The organism is Brevibacterium oceani, from assembly GCF_013623835.1.
Classification (GTDB): Bacteria; Actinomycetota; Actinomycetes; order Actinomycetales; family Brevibacteriaceae; genus Brevibacterium; species Brevibacterium oceani.
This window is the reverse complement of sequence record NZ_JABKDE010000008.1, coordinates 197,006-211,610: the sequence shown is the minus strand read 5'-3', so window position 1 is coordinate 211,610 and position 14,605 is coordinate 197,006. Positions and strand designations below refer to the sequence as shown.

Here is a 14,605-nt window from a genome sequence, read left to right as displayed (position 1 = left end):
CCGCCGCCTCGGCGATCGCATCCACGGAACACCACGCGCCACCGCGCACACCACAGACTCACACCCGAGAAGATCACGCAAAGGACAATCGTGAGCGTCACAGTTCGTTTCTGCCCATCACCCACCGGCACCCCGCACGTCGGCATGGTCCGCACCGCCCTGTTCAACTGGGCCTACGCCAAGCACACCGGCGGGAAGTTCGTCTTCCGCATCGAAGACACCGACGCCGCCCGCGACTCGGAGGAGAGCTTCGGCCAGGTCGTCGAGGCGCTGAAATGGCTGGGCCTGGACTGGGACGAAGGTATCGAGGTCGGCGGTGACAACGGCCCCTACCGCCAGTCCCAGCGGAGCGAGATCTACGCCGACGTCATCGAGAAGCTCAAGGCCGGCGGCCACATCTACGAGTCCTACTCGACCAACGAGGAGGTCGAGGCCCGCCACAAGGCCGCCGGACGCGACCCGAAGCTCGGCTACGACGGGTACGACCGCGACCTCACCGACGAGCAGAAGGCCGCCTTCCGCGCCGAGGGCCGCGAGCCCGTGTGGCGCGTGCGCATGCCCGATGAGGACATCACCTTCACCGACCTCGTCCGCGGTGACATCACCTTCAAGGCCGGTACCGTGCCCGACTTCGTCGTCGTCCGCGCGAATGGGCAGCCGCTGTATACCCTGGTCAATCCCGTCGACGACGCGCTGATGGGTATCACCCATGTGCTCCGCGGCGAGGACATCCTGTCCTCGACCCCGCGTCAGATCGCACTGTACGAACACCTCAAGGCCATCGGCATCGCCGAGGCGACCCCCGAGTTCGGCCACCTGCCCTACGTCATGGGCGAGGGCAACAAGAAGCTGTCGAAGCGCGACCCCGAATCGAACCTCTTCCTCCACCGCGAGAACGGGTTCATCCCCGAGGGACTCATCAACTACCTCGCCCTGCTCGGCTGGTCCATCGGACCCGACCGCGACGTCTTCAGCGTCAAGGAGTTCACCGAGGCCTTCGACATCCACGATGTCCTGCCCAACCCGGCCCGCTTCGACGTGAAGAAGGCCACCGCCATCAACGCCGACCACATTCGTCTCCTCGACGTCACGGACTTCCGTGACCGTCTGGTGCCCTATCTCCAGGCCGCCGAGGTGCTTCCTGAGTCACCGTCGGAGGCTCAGCTGGCGATTCTGGATCAGGCGGCGCCGCTCGTGCAGACCCGCATGAAGGTGCTCGGCGAGGCCCCGGACCTGCTCGCGTTCCTCTTCACCTCCGACGCCGACCTCGTCATGGCCGAAGACGGGCTGAAGACGCTCAAGGATTCGGCCCCCGAGGTGCTCGCCGCCTCCATCGAGGTCCTCGAGGGACTCGAGGAGTGGACGACGGAGAAGCTCGAAGAGATCCTCGCCGCGAAGCTCGTTGACGAGATGGAGATCAAGCCGCGCCTGGCCTACGGTCCGCTGCGTGTGGCCGTGTCCGGCCGCAAGGTCTCCCCGCCGCTGTTCGAGTCGATGGAGATCCTCGGCAAGGACTCCTCGCTGACCCGTCTCAAGGCTCTCGCCGCACAGCTGTGAGCCTGAGGAATTGAGCATGAGCGAGCAGACGAACTGGACCCGTGGGGGAATGCACTTCTCCGATGTCACCGTCGATGTGCCCTTCGATCATTTCGGACGGGCGGAGGGCGCCGCCTCGGCGGGTGTGAACCTGCCGCAGACGCTCACCGTCTTCGCCCGGATCATCGCCGCCGAGGCGGACAGCCAGAAGCCCTACCTCGTCTACCTCCAGGGCGGGCCCGGCGTCGAGGCTCCACGCCCGGTCACGCCGGTGAGCCCCGGATCCTGGCTGGCGCGCGCCTTGGAGGAGTTCCAGGTCGTCATGCTCGACCAGCGCGGCACGGGCCGGTCGAATCCGATCGGTTCCGTGGACGGGGCCATCACGGGACTCGAGACCGTCGGTGAGGATCCGGCCGCAATCGCCGAGGCGCTGTCGTTCTTCCGCGCCGATTCGATCGTCGAGGATGCGGAGATCCTGCGCGGCCACCTCGGCGCGGATTCCTGGTCCCTGCTCGGCCAGTCCTTCGGTGGGTTCACCACGCTGCGGTACGTGTCCGCGCATGCCTCGTCGTTGCGCGAGGTGTACTTCACCGGTGGGCTGCCTGCCATCGGACTCGACCCGGCCGAGGTCTACGGACGGACCTGGGAGGGCATGATCCGCAAGTCCGAAGAGCACTACCGTGCCTTCCCCGGTGACCGGGAGAAGATGCGTCGGCTGGTCGATCTCGCCTCCTTGGGGGAGGGCATCGCCCTGCCCGGCGGGGCGCGGGCGACGGGGGAGCGGATCCGCCTGCTCGGACACTTCCTCGGAGCCTCCGACGGACCCGAGAAGCTGCACTATCTGCTCGACCTCGACCCCGCCTCGGCGGCGTTCCGCCACGACCTGGCGGCGTCGCTGCCGTTCTCCGGACGCAACCCGCTCTACGCGGTCATCCACGAGTCCTGCTGGGCCGACGGCACCGTGACGAACTGGGCGGCCCGGCGGGCGATGCCCGACGCCGTCCGCGAGGATCCCACCCTGCTGGCCGGCGAACATGCCGGACCCGAATCCCTGCACGAGGATCCCGAGCTCACCCCCTTCGCCGAGGTGGCCGACCTCGTCGCCGGGCGGTCGTGGCCGAGCCTCTACGACGTCGATGCCCTGCAGGCCGCCGAGGTTCGCGGAGCTGCGGCGGTGTATTTCGAGGACGCGTACGTGCCGGTGGAGTATTCCCTGGCCACAGCCGAGCACCTGTCCGGCGTGACGCCGTGGGTGACGAACGAGTACGAACACAACGGCCTGCGCGCCGACGGCTATCGGGTCCTCGACCGGCTCATCGGCCTCGCTCGCGGGTGAGCGGTCCACGCTGGTGGGGCCGGGGCTGGGCGCCGGAGGCTGGGTGTCGAGCAGGTGCGATTCTGTTAAGAAGGTCACACTCAAAAGGGGCTCCTGCGATTTGTCCGGAAGCGGTCTGCTTGTGTAGAGTTATATCTCGTTGCTCAGGGAAATCTCCTCGGGGATGACCTTGAAAAGCATTGGGCTATGGTGTAATTGGCAGCACGAGTGATTCTGGTTCATTTAGTCTAGGTTCAAGTCCTGGTAGCCCAGCGGACATCATCCGGAGGGAACTCCAGGTGTGTTGTTCTGAGCCCCCGTCGTCTAGTGGCCTAGGACGCCGCCCTCTCAAGGCGGTAACGGCAGTTCGAATCTGCTCGGGGGTACGGTTGAGCCCCGCATCGATTCTCGGTGCGGGGCTCACTCTAATTCACCGGCGTGTGTGGGCCGGAGGCGCGGGGTGCGGTGGGTCACTGTAGGCCAGAAGTGCACGCGTAGGGCACAAATGCGGGGGCACGCGCACTTTCGATGCACAGTTGCGGTGTGCGCAGTCGATCGCAGCTGGATGCGCCGAGGCGGCACCGCTGAAATCAGCGATTCGCCTCGGCGCAGTGATTGCACGTGGGCACTTCTGTGCAGCCCACAAACGGGCTGAGCGAGACTCAGCTGAGCGAGACTCAGCGGGAGACGGAGTCGGCGATCCTCTTCGTGTTCTCGGCCGTCTTGATGTTCGAGACAATGAGCTCGAGGACGAGGCGGACTCCGATGACCCAGAGGGCCGGGATGATCCAGCCGAAGACGATCGCGAGGATCAGCGGCAGGATATTGAAGCTCGGTCCGTTGCTGTAGTACGCCATGGCCGAACCGGCTGCCACGCCGGCGCTGATGCCGGCGACGATCGTGCCGATGTAGGACAGAGCCGCGACGATCATCGCGATGATGTAGATGAAGCCGGCCCACTTGACCGCAATGAAGCTGTCGAAGCGGAAATCGAAGAGTGACTTGAAGAAGCCCTTCTCTCCGGTTCCGGGTTGCGGGGTCTGAGCGTATCCGGGCTGACCGTAGGCTCCGGGCTGAGCGTAAGCCTGCTGGTAGCCGTCGGCCTGGCTGTACCCCTGCTGGTAGGCGCCCTGCTGATACGCATCCGGCTGAGCGTAGGCGCCCTGCTGGCTGCCCTGCTGATGGGTCTGCTGCTGATAAGCGTTGGGGTCGTAGGTTCCCTGCTGGTAACCGTTCTGAGCGTCCTGGCCCGGCTGGGAGTAGTCATATTGAGCGGTCTGGCCGGTCTGCCCGTAGTCGTTGTGTCCCTGCTGGGTCGCGTCGGGCTGTTCGCCGGTGGACTGCGGCGAGGACGCGTCCTGCGGGTCGTGTGCCATGGGCTGATCCTCCCCGTGATCAGGGACCGAGGATTCCTGAGCGCCGGGGTTCGACTCGGACTGGTCTGGCCGGCCTGAGGTCGGGTCGTTCGGGTTCTGCGGTGTCGACATGGTCGCCCCTCTCGCGAATGGTCTGCAGTCCGGGCGGAATGCAGCGGCTGGAAAACTGCCTGTATTCGCAACCTATCAGGGCGCCACCTGCCGAGGAAGGTTCACTGTCATGTTGGCTGCGCACTCCAAGCGACGACTCAGGCAGCTCCATCGGTGTCGGCATTGGAATCGGCACCGGCACCCTCGGTGCCATCAGCGCCAGCATCAGCGGACTCGCCGCTCGTCTCCAGCGAAATGCTCCAGGCCACGCTGAGCTCCTCACCGGGGCCGACGGCGTCGAAGTCCTCACCGGGCTCGCCAGCGGCGAAGGCGTTCGGCGGGCACGTCATCGGTTCGATGGCGATCGCTCGCCGCGCCATTTCCGGGTCGAGCCCGTCCCCGGTGCACACCTGCCAGGTGCGGAACTCCGGCCCCATGCCGATGATGATCTCACAGTCATCGGCGCCCCTGAGTCGAGCCCGCGACCATCCGTCGGGCCCGCGGCGAGGAGCGCCGAAGGCATCGTCGAGCACGGCGCCGCCGATCGATCGCAGCGCCCGGAAGTCTTTGCACATGATGCACGCGGATTCATCGGCGACGTGATCGGCAGGGATCACCGTGCCGTCATCGAACGGGCGCAGCCCCGTCGGAATGAGTCGATCATCGGTCTCGTACCAGGTGGTGGCGGGAATGAGGAGCTGAGCGTCGTCGACGAAGCCGGGGGCGCTCGTGTCGGCCGAGTGGACAGGGGCGCCGGCATCACCCTCGGCTGCCGCCGCATCCGCACCCGCACCCGCATCCGCACCCTCACCGGGGGAGAGCCAGGGGTGGAAGCCGAACCCGAACGGGGCTCGTACCGACCCCGTATTCACAGCACTCGCGCTGATGTGCAGCCCGGCCTCGGCGAGGTCGTAGGAGACGGACAGGGAGAACGGGAACGGATACCCCTCCGACGGGGCCAACGCGTATTCGAGGCGCACCGAGGATTCGGTGCGCTCGGCCACGGTCCAATCGACGTCGGCGACCAACCCGTGCAGAGCAGTGTCGCGCTCGGGCTCAGTGATCGGCAGCCGATGTTCGATGCCGTCGAAGTCGAAGCGACCGCCGTCCATCCGATTCGGCCAGGGAGCGAGCACGGCCCCGTCGAAGGCCTCCATCGACACCACGATCGGGCGATCGCCCACGGTGAAGCTCACCAGGCTCGCGCCGATGGGGGAGATGACCGCCGAGGACTCATCACGGGCGAGTTCGATGCAGGTGGTCATGAGTCTCCGTGATCGGCGGCGGCAAGCGGGTCGGGGTGGGAAGCGCAGTTGCAGATATTCTACGCGCAACGCCCGCTCCGAGGGCGTCAGATGTTAGCATTATGATCGAAAATGATCAGTTTTGGGAGGTCTGATGGCAGCGACACATCACCGTTCGAGTCTGGCCGACGGCCGTGAGGTGCTGTTCTTCCAGGACCCCGATTCCCCGACCCCGACGATCGATGCCGATCCGCGTCCCAGCGAAGCCCGGCCCGACAGCGGCACCCTCCGCTTCGACGTGCTCACCGGGGAATGGGTGGCCGTGGCCACGCACCGCCAGTCGCGCACGCACCTGCCCGCCGCCGCCGACTGCCCGCTGTGCCCGTCCACACCCGGCCGCCACACCGAGATCCCGGCCGCCGACTTCGACGTCGTCGTCTTCGAGAACCGATTCCCCTCGCTCGGGCCCGGGCTCGGCGATGTTCCCGCCGCGCCGATCTCGGCAGATTCCCTCGCCGAGGCGGCTCCCGGTAAGGCAGGATTCGATTCCTCCGCGCTGACGGCCCCGGCCTATGGCCGCTGCGAGGTCGTCGTGTTCTCCTCCGAGCACGAGGGATCGTTCGCCGGCCTCGGGCTGACCCGGGCGCGCACCGTCATCGACGCCTGGGCCAATCGCACCGCCGAGCTGTCGGCGCTTCCCGGCATCGAACAGGTCTTCGTGTTCGAGAACCGGGGAGAGGAGATCGGGGTGACGATGAACCACCCGCACGGACAGATCTATGCTTACCCGTATGTCACCCCGCACACCGCCATCACCAGTGCCCGCGCTCAGCGGTATCATGCTGAGACCGGTCGGGTGCTCATGGGTGACGTCCTCGACTTCGAACAGGGTGCAGGGGAGCGGATGATCGTTCGGTCCGAGCACTTCTCCGCCTTCGTGCCCTTCGCCGCGCGCTGGCCGATCGAGGTCCACGTCGTCCCCCATCGCCGGGTGCCGAATCTCGCCGAACTCGACGAGGCCGAACGTGACGATCTCGCCTGGGTCTACCCCGAGATCCTGCAGCGCATCGACGGTCTCTACCCGACACCCACCCCCTACATCGCGGCCTGGCATCAGGCCCCGGTCAACAGCCCGGACGCATCCGCCGAATGGCTCCACCTCGAGATCACGAGCCCGCGACGAGCGGAGAGCAAGCTGAAGTTCCTCGCCGGCTCCGAAGCGGCCATGGGTGCCTTCGTCGGCGACGTCTCCGCCGAGGAGACCGCGGCCCGGCTGCGCGCGGTGAACGTGCCATCCGAGAGCGCGGCGACCGGGAGCGTGGCGAGCGGGAATGCTGCGACCGAGCGTGCTGCAACGACGACCACGAGCGAAGGCGGCGACCGATGAACCAGTCCTCTGCTCCGAGTGCCGCGAGCCTGTCGGCCGAATTCACCACCCTCTTCGGCTACGAGCCGCTCGGCTGCTTTCGTGCCCCCGGCCGGGTCAACCTCATCGGTGAGCACACCGACTACAACAACGGGTTCGTCCTGCCTATCGCCATCGACCGTGCCGTCCATATCGCGATCGGACGACGACCCGAGAAACACAGCGCCGAGGTAGGAGAGCCTGACCGCGGAACGGCACAGCCGCCGCTGTGCGCTGAGAGCATCCGGATCATCTCGGACCATCGCGACGATTCCGGGCTCCGGCTGTCCGGCCAGTTCACGGCCGAGGAACTCGCACCGGGAGTGCTGCGAGGCTGGCTCAATCACCCTGCAGGAGTGGTCGACGAGATCAGGAAGACGACGGGGACGATCGTCGGCGGCCTCGACCTCTACATCGAATCGACGGTGCCGGTCGGTGCTGGACTCTCGTCCTCGCATGCGCTCGAGGTGGCGGTGCTCATCGCGCTCGACGATGTCTACGGTCTCGGACTCAGTGATGCGGAGAAGGCGCTGCTCACTCAGCGGGCGGAGAACGACTTCGTCGGAGCGCCCACGGGCATCGTCGACCAGGCCGCCTCCATCATGACCGAGGACGGGCACGCGCTCTTCCTCGACTGCCGCGACCTGCGCACCCGGCAGATCCCGTTCGACCTCGATAGAGAGAGCCTCAAGCTGCTCGTCATCGACACCCGCGTCTCCCACTCTCACAGCGAAAGCGGCTACGGGGTACGGCGAAAGACGTGCGAAGACGTCGCCGCGATCTTCGGAGTCGACAGCCTGCGCGAGGTCGACGACACGACCGATCTGAGCGGTCTGACCGAGGAGCAGCAGAAACGGGTGCGCCACGTGTTCAGCGAGAACGCCCGTGTGCATGCCATGGTGGACCTGCTTGAAGCGGCGGACCAGAAAACCGAGGCCGGCGGCAGGATCCGCGGCATCGGCGACCTCCTGCTCGCCTCCCATACCTCTCTGTCCGAGGACTACGAGGTCTCGTGCGTCGAACTCGATGCCGCTGTCGCGGCCGCAATGGGCGCCGGGGCCATCGGGGCGCGGATGATCGGCGGCGGCTTCGGCGGCTCGGCGATCGCGCTCATCGACGATGACGCCGTCGATCGGGTCAGTGCCGCCGTGATCGATGACTTCGCGGCACGCGGATACCGTGCGCCGGACATCTTCGCCGTCAGCGCCGGCCCCGGTGCCGGACGCCTCGACTGAGAGCCCGCCGACGGCCATCAGCCATCGGTCCACCGCCATCGGCTGACCGGCGACTATTGACCAACCACCCTCATGGGTTCATCATTGAAATCGAGGTTCTTTTTCTGAACCGAACTCGATGAGGAGGCCATGATGGACACGTGCGAGGTCAATGGAGTCGTACTCGGCCTCGAGCGCTTCGGCGAGTCGACCGCGCCACCCGTCCTCTGCCTCGGCGCCCCGACGATGCTGTCCTGGCCGGACGCCCTGTGCGAATCACTCTCCGACCGCGGGCGACATGTCGTGCGCTGCGATCTGCGCGGATCCGGGGCATCGACGCGCGGAAACCCCGAAGCCCCTGACTACACGCTGCGCGATCTCGCAGCCGACGCCGCGGCTCTTGCCGCCTGCCTCAGCAGCGCTCCCGCACACCTGGCGGGCATCGGCATCAGCGGCATGGTCGCCCAGGTCGCCGCGCTCGATCATCCTGGTGCCTTCTCTGCGCTCACCCTCATCGGGTCCCGCCCCGTGGCACCCGGCCCGGTGGACGAGGATCTGCCCGATCATGACGATGCCGCGATGGGACGCCTCTTCTCGCAGACGATGCCGGAGTGGACGGACATCGATGCGGTCGCCGATCATGCCGCCGAAGGTGCGCGGGTGCTCGGGAATGATCCCGAGGAAGCGCGCAGGGGCGCGATGCGGATCTGGCAGCGGACACGGTCGGCCGATGGGAAATCGCCGTCATCAGATCCCGCCGCACACATGGCCGATCAGCTCGGGATGGTCTTCTCCCGGCTCGACTGCCGACCGCGCTGGCGCGAACGTCTGCCCGACATCGGCCTGCCCACGCTCGTCGTCCACGGGAGGCAGGACCCGTTCTTTCCCGTGGGCAACGGGGAAGCTCTCGCTCGCGAGATCCCGAACTCCCGCCTGCTCGTCCTCGACGAGGCGGCGACGGCGATTCCCGCAGGTGACATCGCCGAGGTGGCGAAGGCGATGGCGAGCCTCTGAGCGGGTCCGGCGCGCAGAATCCCCGCCGGCGCGCGAGTATGTCGGCCAGCGGGGGTTCTGAACGATCAGTCGGCCTTCGGCCCCGCCTCGGTGCCGGTGACATCGTCGGTGTCCTCGATGATGCGGAGCGGGCGGATCTTCGCCCAGGCGAGGAAGACGACCGCGGCGACGAGGAGTCCGATCCCGGTCCACAGATTCGCGTCGATGCCCCCGGTGCGCTCAGCCTCGTCGGGCGTGAAGCCGACGATCCCGGCGATCGTGAGGATGATGCCGAAGATCCCCAGCAGAATGCCGATGAAGTTGCGGATGTCGAAGGCACCTGCGGTCTTCGTCAGTTCGTTTGCTTTGCTCATGGTGTTCACTGGCTCCTTCACCCGAAGGTCACATTGAGGATGATGACGAGGACCAAGGCGACTCCCGCAATGGGCACCGGACGCTTCCAGACCGGGGGCTTCGGTTCGCCCAGATCCTCGAAGTCGGTCTTCGGAGTCTCCGAATAGACGAGCCCGCGCAGCTCATGGGCCGGCTTCGGCGCAGTTCTGAAGGTGACGATGACGGAGAGGATGATGTCGACGACGAACGCGGTGCTGGCGGCAAGGAACGCCGCACCCTGACCGGGCAGATCGAGCACCCCGGTCTCAGCGAGGACGAACACGGCCACGGCCGAGAGTGTTCCGCCGACCAGACCGACCCAACCGGCGGTCGCGGACATCCGCTTCCAGAACATACCGAGGATGAACGTGGCGAACAGCGGTGCGTTGAAGAAGCCGAACAGCGTCTGCAGATAGTCCATGAGGTTGGAGAAGTTGCCGGCGATGAGGGCGGTGAAGATCGCGACGATGCAGGCACCGATCGTGGCGTAGCGGCCGACCTTGAGGTAGTAGCCGTCCTCGCGGTCCTTGACCACGTACTGCTGCCACAGGTCGTAGCTGAAGACCGTGTTGAACGCGGAGATGTTCGCGGCCATTCCCGCCATGAACGCGGCGAGCAGACCCGCGATCGCGATGCCCAGCAGACCGTTCGGCAGGACCTCGCGCATGAGCAGCAGCAGTGCGTCGTTGTAGGTCACACCCGTCTGCGCCTGCGCGGCCGCCTCGCCGGCGGTGGACGAGATCTCCTTGAACTTCGTCATCTGCGTTACGAGGACCGCGGAGATCATGCCGGGGATGATGACGATGAAGGGGATGAGCATCTTCGGGAAGGAGCCGAGGATGGGCGTCAGCCGTGCGGCGTTGATCGACTTCGACGCCATGGCCCGCTGGACCTCGACGAAGTTCGTCGTCCAGTAGCCGAAGGAGAGCACGAAGCCGAGACCGAAGACGATGCCGACGACGGAGAGCACCGGATTGGAGAAGCCGGAGAGCTGTTCCCCCGGCCAGCTGCTCAGCTGCTCGGCGCCGAGCATGCCGTCGCTGCTCACGCGCTCCTTGAGGCCCTCCCAACCGCCGACGCGATTGAGTCCGATGATCGTCAGGGGCAGAAGCGCTGCGACGATGACGAAGAACTGGAGCACTTCGTTGTAGATCGCCGCGGTCAGCCCGCCGAGCGTGATGTAGGAGAGCACGATCACGGCGGCGACGACGAGGGCGATCCACAGCGGCCATCCCAGCAGACGATTGACGATCGTGCCGAGCAGGAACAGGTTGACGCCGGCGATGAGGATCTGCGCGATCGCGAACGACAGGGCGTTGACCAGGTGGGCGCCGGTGCCGAAGCGCTTGCGCATGAACTCCGGCACGGATCTGACCTTCGAACCGTAGTAGAAGGGCATCATCACCACGCCGAGGAACAGCATCGCGGGGACCGCGCCGATCCAGAAGTAGTGCATCGTCGGCATGCCGTACTGCGCGCCCGTGGCGGACATGCCCATGATCTCAACGGCGCCGAGGTTGGCCGAGACGAACGCGAGAGCCGTGACCCAGGCCGGAAGGCTCCGACCCGAGAGGAGGAACTCAATGCTCGAGGAGATGCCGCGTTTGGCGAACCAGCCGATTCCGAGGACGAAGATGAAGTAGACCGCTATCAGCAGATAGTCGATCCACTGTGCGTCCAGGCGGATTGCTTCCAAGGTTCCTCCATATGCGTCAGTGCATTCGTGCAAAGTGCGTCAGCGCAAGGCTGTGTGTGGTGTGTGACACCCCGAGTGGACACTTTAGAGGATTGTGAGCCTGATCGCTAGTGATCGAACGTGAACAGTTTTGATCGTTTGCTCCGGCCTCACACGGCTTCGACCTCGACGCCGGCGGCGCGGAGCGCGTCGAGCTCAGCATTCTCGCTGTTCACGTCGGTGATGAGGTGCTGGATCTCATCGGTCGGAACAGTAAGCACCGAGGCTCGGAGGCCGACCTTCGTGTGGTCGACGAGCGCGATGACTCGGCCGGCGCCAGCGGCCATGGCCCGGTCCGTGTCGGCGACCGGGAACGCCGGGGTTGAGAGGCCGAAGTCGGCGGCCAGGCCGTTGCCGGAGAGGAACACCGTGTCAGCGCGCAGGCCGAGGAGCTGAGAGACCGTGCTGCCGCCGACGAAGGCACGGATCGAGTGTCGCAGGGTGCCGCCGACGACGATGACCTCGTTGTCGGGGGAGGAGACCATGGCCTCGGCGACGAGCAGGGAGTTCGTCACCACCCGCAGCCCCGAACGGGTCACGAGCTCCTTCGCCAGCAGCTCCGTCGTCGTACCCGGGCCCAGCGCCACGACATCGCCGTTGCGCACATAGGTCGCCGCTGCCCGGGCGATCGCGGTCTTCTCCGCCAGCGCCTGCTCGAGCTTCTCCGCGTAACTGGACTCCCGGGCGCTCGAGGCGAGCACGGCACCGCCATGGGTGCGCACGAGGCGCCCCTCCTCGGCGAGCTGGTCGAGGTCGCGACGAATCGTCACGGCCGAGGTGTCGAGCCTCTCGGACAGGGCGGTGATGGAGACGGCGCCGTCTCGCTCGATCGTATCGACGATGATGTTGCGTCTCTGGGCGGCGATCATGGGGTCATAGTACAGACCGCGGGCCCGAGGAGGAGTTCCCCAGGCCCGCGGGCGTGCGCAGGCGCGCATACGAATGATCAGACGCTGCAGGCTCAGCCGCGCACGAGGGCTTCGGTCAGCGTCCTGGCCGCATCGATGACGGACTTCGCATGCAGGCGTCCCGGCTGACGGGTCAGACGGTCGACGGGTCCGGAGATCGAGACGGCGGCGACCACACGGTTGCTCGGTCCCCGCACAGGAGCCGACACCGAGGCGACGCCGCGCTCACGTTCGGCGATCGACTGGGCCCAGCCTCGGCGACGGACGCCGGAGAGCATCGTCGCGGAGAACCTGGCCCCGCGCAGTCCCGTGTGCAGACGGTCCGGCTCCTCCCAAGCCAGCAGCACCTGAGCCGCAGAGCCGGCGCGCATCGACAGGGTCGCGCCGATCGGCACGGAGTCGCGCAGGCCCACGGGCCGTTCGGCCGCGGCCACACACAGGCGCAGATCGCCCTGACGGCGGAAGAGCTGAGCGGACTCGCCGGTCTGATCGCGCAGCTGCCCGAGCACGGGGCCGGCCGCTGCGAGCAGACGGTCCTCCCCGGCGGCCGAGGACAGCTCGGCCAGGCGCGGACCGAGCACGAATCGGCCCTGCAGATCACGGCCGACGATGCGGTGGAATTCGAGGGCAACAGCCAGGCGGTGGGCAGTGGGGCGTGCCAGTCCGGTCAGCGTCACCAGTTCGGCGAGAGAGGCGGGTCCGGCCTCAAGTGCGGAGAGAACCATTGCGGCCTTGTCGATGACTCCGACGCCGCTACCATTGCTTGTCATAGCACCTATTGTGCGCGTCTCAGTGGGCGAGATGCAAGTTCGAAATGCGATACGGGCGAGTAGATTTCTTCGCATCACCACAGAACCAGAGCAAGGACAGGCAATCCCTGTACCGGCGGGAGGAACCATGCCACGCACATTGGCCGAGAAGGTCTGGGCCGATCACGTCGTCTCACTTGGTGTTGACGGTGCGCCGGACCTGATCTACATCGATCTCCACCTCGTCCACGAGGTCACGAGTCCGCAGGCATTCGACGGACTCCGACTCGCCGGGCGCCCCGTGCGCCGCCCCGATCTCACCATCGCCACCGAGGACCACAACACTCCGACGTGGGACATCGACAAGCCGATCGCCGAACCCACCTCGGCCACGCAGATCAACACCCTGCGCAAGAACGCCGAAGAATTCGGGATCCGCCTGCACAGCCTCGGCGACGCCGACCAGGGCATCGTCCACGTCGTGGGACCGCAGCTGGGCCTGACCCAGCCGGGCACGACCGTCGTCTGCGGCGACTCGCACACCTCGACCCACGGCGCCTTCGGGGCCCTGGCCTTCGGCATCGGCACCTCCGAGGTCGAACACGTGCTCGCCACCCAGACCCTGTCCCTCAAGCCCTTCAAGACGATGTCGATCACCGTCGACGGCGACCTGCCCGAAGGCTCGAGCGCGAAGGACATCATCCTCGCCATCATCGCGAAGATCGGCACCGGCGGCGGTCAGGGCTACGTCCTGGAATACCGCGGCTCCGCGATCCGTCAGCTGTCCATGGAGGCACGCATGACGATCTGCAACATGTCGATCGAGGCCGGTGCCCGTGCCGGCATGGTCGCCCCCGACGAGACGACCTTCGAGTACGTCAAGGGCCGTCCGCACGCCCCCGAAGGCGAGGACTGGGACGCCGCCGTCGAGTACTGGAAGACCCTCTACACCGACGAGGGCGCCGAATTCGACCGCGAGGTCGTGCTCAAGGCCGAAGACATCGAACCCTTCGTCACGTGGGGCACGAACCCCGGCCAGGGCCTGCCGCTGTCGGCCTCGGTGCCCAGCCCCGATGACTTCCACGACGAGAACGACAAGGCCGCCGCGGCCAACGCGCTCGCCTATATGGGGCTGACCCCGGGCACGCCGCTGCGTGAGATCGAGGTCGACACCGTCTTCCTCGGTTCGTGCACGAACTCGCGGATCGAGGACCTGCGCGCCGCCGCCGAGGTGGTCCGCGGCCGGAAGAAGGCCGATAACGTCCGCTTCATGGTCGTCCCCGGCTCCGCGAAGGTCCGCCTCCAGGCCGAAGACGAAGGCCTCGACGTCATCTTCAAGGACTTCGGCGGCGAATGGCGTTTCGCCGGCTGCTCGATGTGTCTGGGCATGAACCCCGATCAGCTCGCCGAGGGGGAGCGCTGCGCCTCGACCTCGAACCGCAACTTCGAAGGCCGGCAGGGCAAAGGCGGACGCACCCACCTCGTCTCACCGCTCGTGGCAGCGGCCACCGCGGTGCGCGGCACCCTGTCCTCACCCGGCGACGTCAGCGACCTGCCCCGGGACGCCGAACCTGTGGAATGGGCCGACGAGCGCCTGTCCCTGACCCTGACGCCTGTGTCGGCGAACGACTGACGAAGGAGCACCGA

Annotated in this window: 12 protein-coding genes and 2 tRNA genes; 8 read left to right on the top strand and 6 right to left on the bottom strand. The window is 66.7% G+C overall.

The genetic code is table 11. The annotated features are described in order from the left end of the window. Positions 1–90 precede the first annotated feature (90 nt). From gltX to HK401_RS17230, 4 genes are all read left to right on the top strand, one after another. Positions 91–1,557 carry a glutamate--tRNA ligase gene (gltX, locus tag HK401_RS17245; protein WP_181275879.1) on the top strand — a complete coding sequence of 489 codons (1,467 nt, stop codon included), beginning with the start codon at positions 91–93 and terminating at the stop codon, positions 1,555–1,557. Between the two features lie 16 nt (positions 1,558–1,573). After that, the gene (locus HK401_RS17240; RefSeq protein WP_181275878.1) at positions 1,574–2,872 is read left to right on the top strand and encodes an alpha/beta fold hydrolase; all 1,299 of its coding nucleotides are present in this window, start codon (positions 1,574–1,576) and stop codon (positions 2,870–2,872) included. A gap of 180 nt (positions 2,873–3,052) precedes the next feature. Next, a tRNA-Gln gene (locus HK401_RS17235) sits at positions 3,053–3,124 on the top strand. Positions 3,125–3,164: 40 nt separating this feature from the next. Then, a tRNA-Glu gene (locus HK401_RS17230) sits at positions 3,165–3,237 on the top strand. Between the two features lie 291 nt (positions 3,238–3,528). Here HK401_RS17230 and HK401_RS17225 read toward each other — a convergent pair. Further along, a complete protein-coding gene (locus HK401_RS17225; protein ID WP_181275877.1) occupies positions 3,529–4,227 on the bottom strand; it encodes a DUF4282 domain-containing protein in 699 nt (232 codons plus the stop codon). Positions 4,228–4,475: 248 nt separating this feature from the next. Beyond that, complete coding sequence (locus HK401_RS17220) at positions 4,476–5,582, bottom strand: aldose 1-epimerase family protein (RefSeq protein WP_181275876.1); 1,107 nt, start codon at positions 5,580–5,582, stop codon at positions 4,476–4,478. Positions 5,583–5,715: 133 nt separating this feature from the next. Between HK401_RS17220 and galT the strand changes: the two genes are divergently transcribed. The 3 genes from galT (at position 5,716) to HK401_RS17205 (ending at position 9,194) form a co-directional block, all read left to right on the top strand. Beyond that, positions 5,716–6,948, top strand: a complete 1,233-nt coding sequence (galT, locus tag HK401_RS17215; protein ID WP_181275875.1) for a galactose-1-phosphate uridylyltransferase — start codon at positions 5,716–5,718, stop codon at positions 6,946–6,948. After that, positions 6,945–8,201 carry a galactokinase gene (galK, locus tag HK401_RS17210; protein ID WP_181275874.1) on the top strand — a complete coding sequence of 419 codons (1,257 nt, stop codon included), beginning with the start codon at positions 6,945–6,947 and terminating at the stop codon, positions 8,199–8,201. Before galT ends, galK begins: the two co-directional genes overlap by 4 nt. A 129-nt stretch (positions 8,202–8,330) precedes the next feature. After that, positions 8,331–9,194 carry an alpha/beta fold hydrolase gene (locus HK401_RS17205; RefSeq protein ID WP_258234295.1) on the top strand — a complete coding sequence of 288 codons (864 nt, stop codon included), beginning with the start codon at positions 8,331–8,333 and terminating at the stop codon, positions 9,192–9,194. Positions 9,195–9,259: 65 nt separating this feature from the next. Here HK401_RS17205 and HK401_RS17200 read toward each other — a convergent pair whose 3' ends face one another. From HK401_RS17200 to HK401_RS17185, 4 genes are all read right to left on the bottom strand, one after another. Further along, a complete protein-coding gene (locus tag HK401_RS17200; protein ID WP_181275873.1) occupies positions 9,260–9,547 on the bottom strand; it encodes a hypothetical protein in 288 nt (95 codons plus the stop codon). 17 nt (positions 9,548–9,564) lie between these two features. After that, on the bottom strand, positions 9,565–11,262 hold the full coding sequence (locus tag HK401_RS17195) for a sodium:solute symporter family protein (RefSeq protein ID WP_181275872.1): 1,698 nt from the start codon (positions 11,260–11,262) through the stop codon (positions 9,565–9,567). 149 nt (positions 11,263–11,411) lie between these two features. Then, complete coding sequence (locus HK401_RS17190) at positions 11,412–12,170, bottom strand: DeoR/GlpR family DNA-binding transcription regulator (RefSeq protein ID WP_181275871.1); 759 nt, start codon at positions 12,168–12,170, stop codon at positions 11,412–11,414. A gap of 92 nt (positions 12,171–12,262) precedes the next feature. Next, positions 12,263–12,979: an IclR family transcriptional regulator gene (locus HK401_RS17185; protein ID WP_166972796.1), complete on the bottom strand. Its 717-nt coding sequence runs from the start codon at positions 12,977–12,979 to the stop codon at positions 12,263–12,265. A gap of 127 nt (positions 12,980–13,106) precedes the next feature. On the opposite strand from HK401_RS17185, the gene leuC reads away from it, so the two are divergent. Next, positions 13,107–14,591, top strand: a complete 1,485-nt coding sequence (gene leuC / locus HK401_RS17180; protein WP_181275870.1) for a 3-isopropylmalate dehydratase large subunit — start codon at positions 13,107–13,109, stop codon at positions 14,589–14,591. Positions 14,592–14,605 lie beyond the last annotated feature (14 nt).

Excerpts from the sequence above, each read along its gene's own strand:
- HK401_RS17240 (WP_181275878.1), top strand. The coding sequence starts at position 1,574 with ATGAGCGAGCAGACGAACTGGACCCGTGGGGGAATGCACTTCTCCGAT.
- HK401_RS17225 (WP_181275877.1), bottom strand. The coding sequence starts at position 4,227 with ATGGCACACGACCCGCAGGACGCGTCCTCGCCGCAGTCCACCGGCGAA.
- HK401_RS17220 (WP_181275876.1), bottom strand. The coding sequence starts at position 5,582 with ATGACCACCTGCATCGAACTCGCCCGTGATGAGTCCTCGGCGGTCATC.
- galT (WP_181275875.1), top strand. The coding sequence starts at position 5,716 with ATGGCAGCGACACATCACCGTTCGAGTCTGGCCGACGGCCGTGAGGTG.
- galK (WP_181275874.1), top strand. The coding sequence starts at position 6,945 with ATGAACCAGTCCTCTGCTCCGAGTGCCGCGAGCCTGTCGGCCGAATTC.
- HK401_RS17205 (WP_258234295.1), top strand. The coding sequence starts at position 8,331 with ATGATGGACACGTGCGAGGTCAATGGAGTCGTACTCGGCCTCGAGCGC.
- HK401_RS17200 (WP_181275873.1), bottom strand. The coding sequence starts at position 9,547 with ATGAGCAAAGCAAACGAACTGACGAAGACCGCAGGTGCCTTCGACATC.
- HK401_RS17190 (WP_181275871.1), bottom strand. The coding sequence starts at position 12,170 with ATGATCGCCGCCCAGAGACGCAACATCATCGTCGATACGATCGAGCGA.
- HK401_RS17185 (WP_166972796.1), bottom strand. The coding sequence starts at position 12,979 with ATGACAAGCAATGGTAGCGGCGTCGGAGTCATCGACAAGGCCGCAATG.
- leuC (WP_181275870.1), top strand. The coding sequence starts at position 13,107 with ATGCCACGCACATTGGCCGAGAAGGTCTGGGCCGATCACGTCGTCTCA.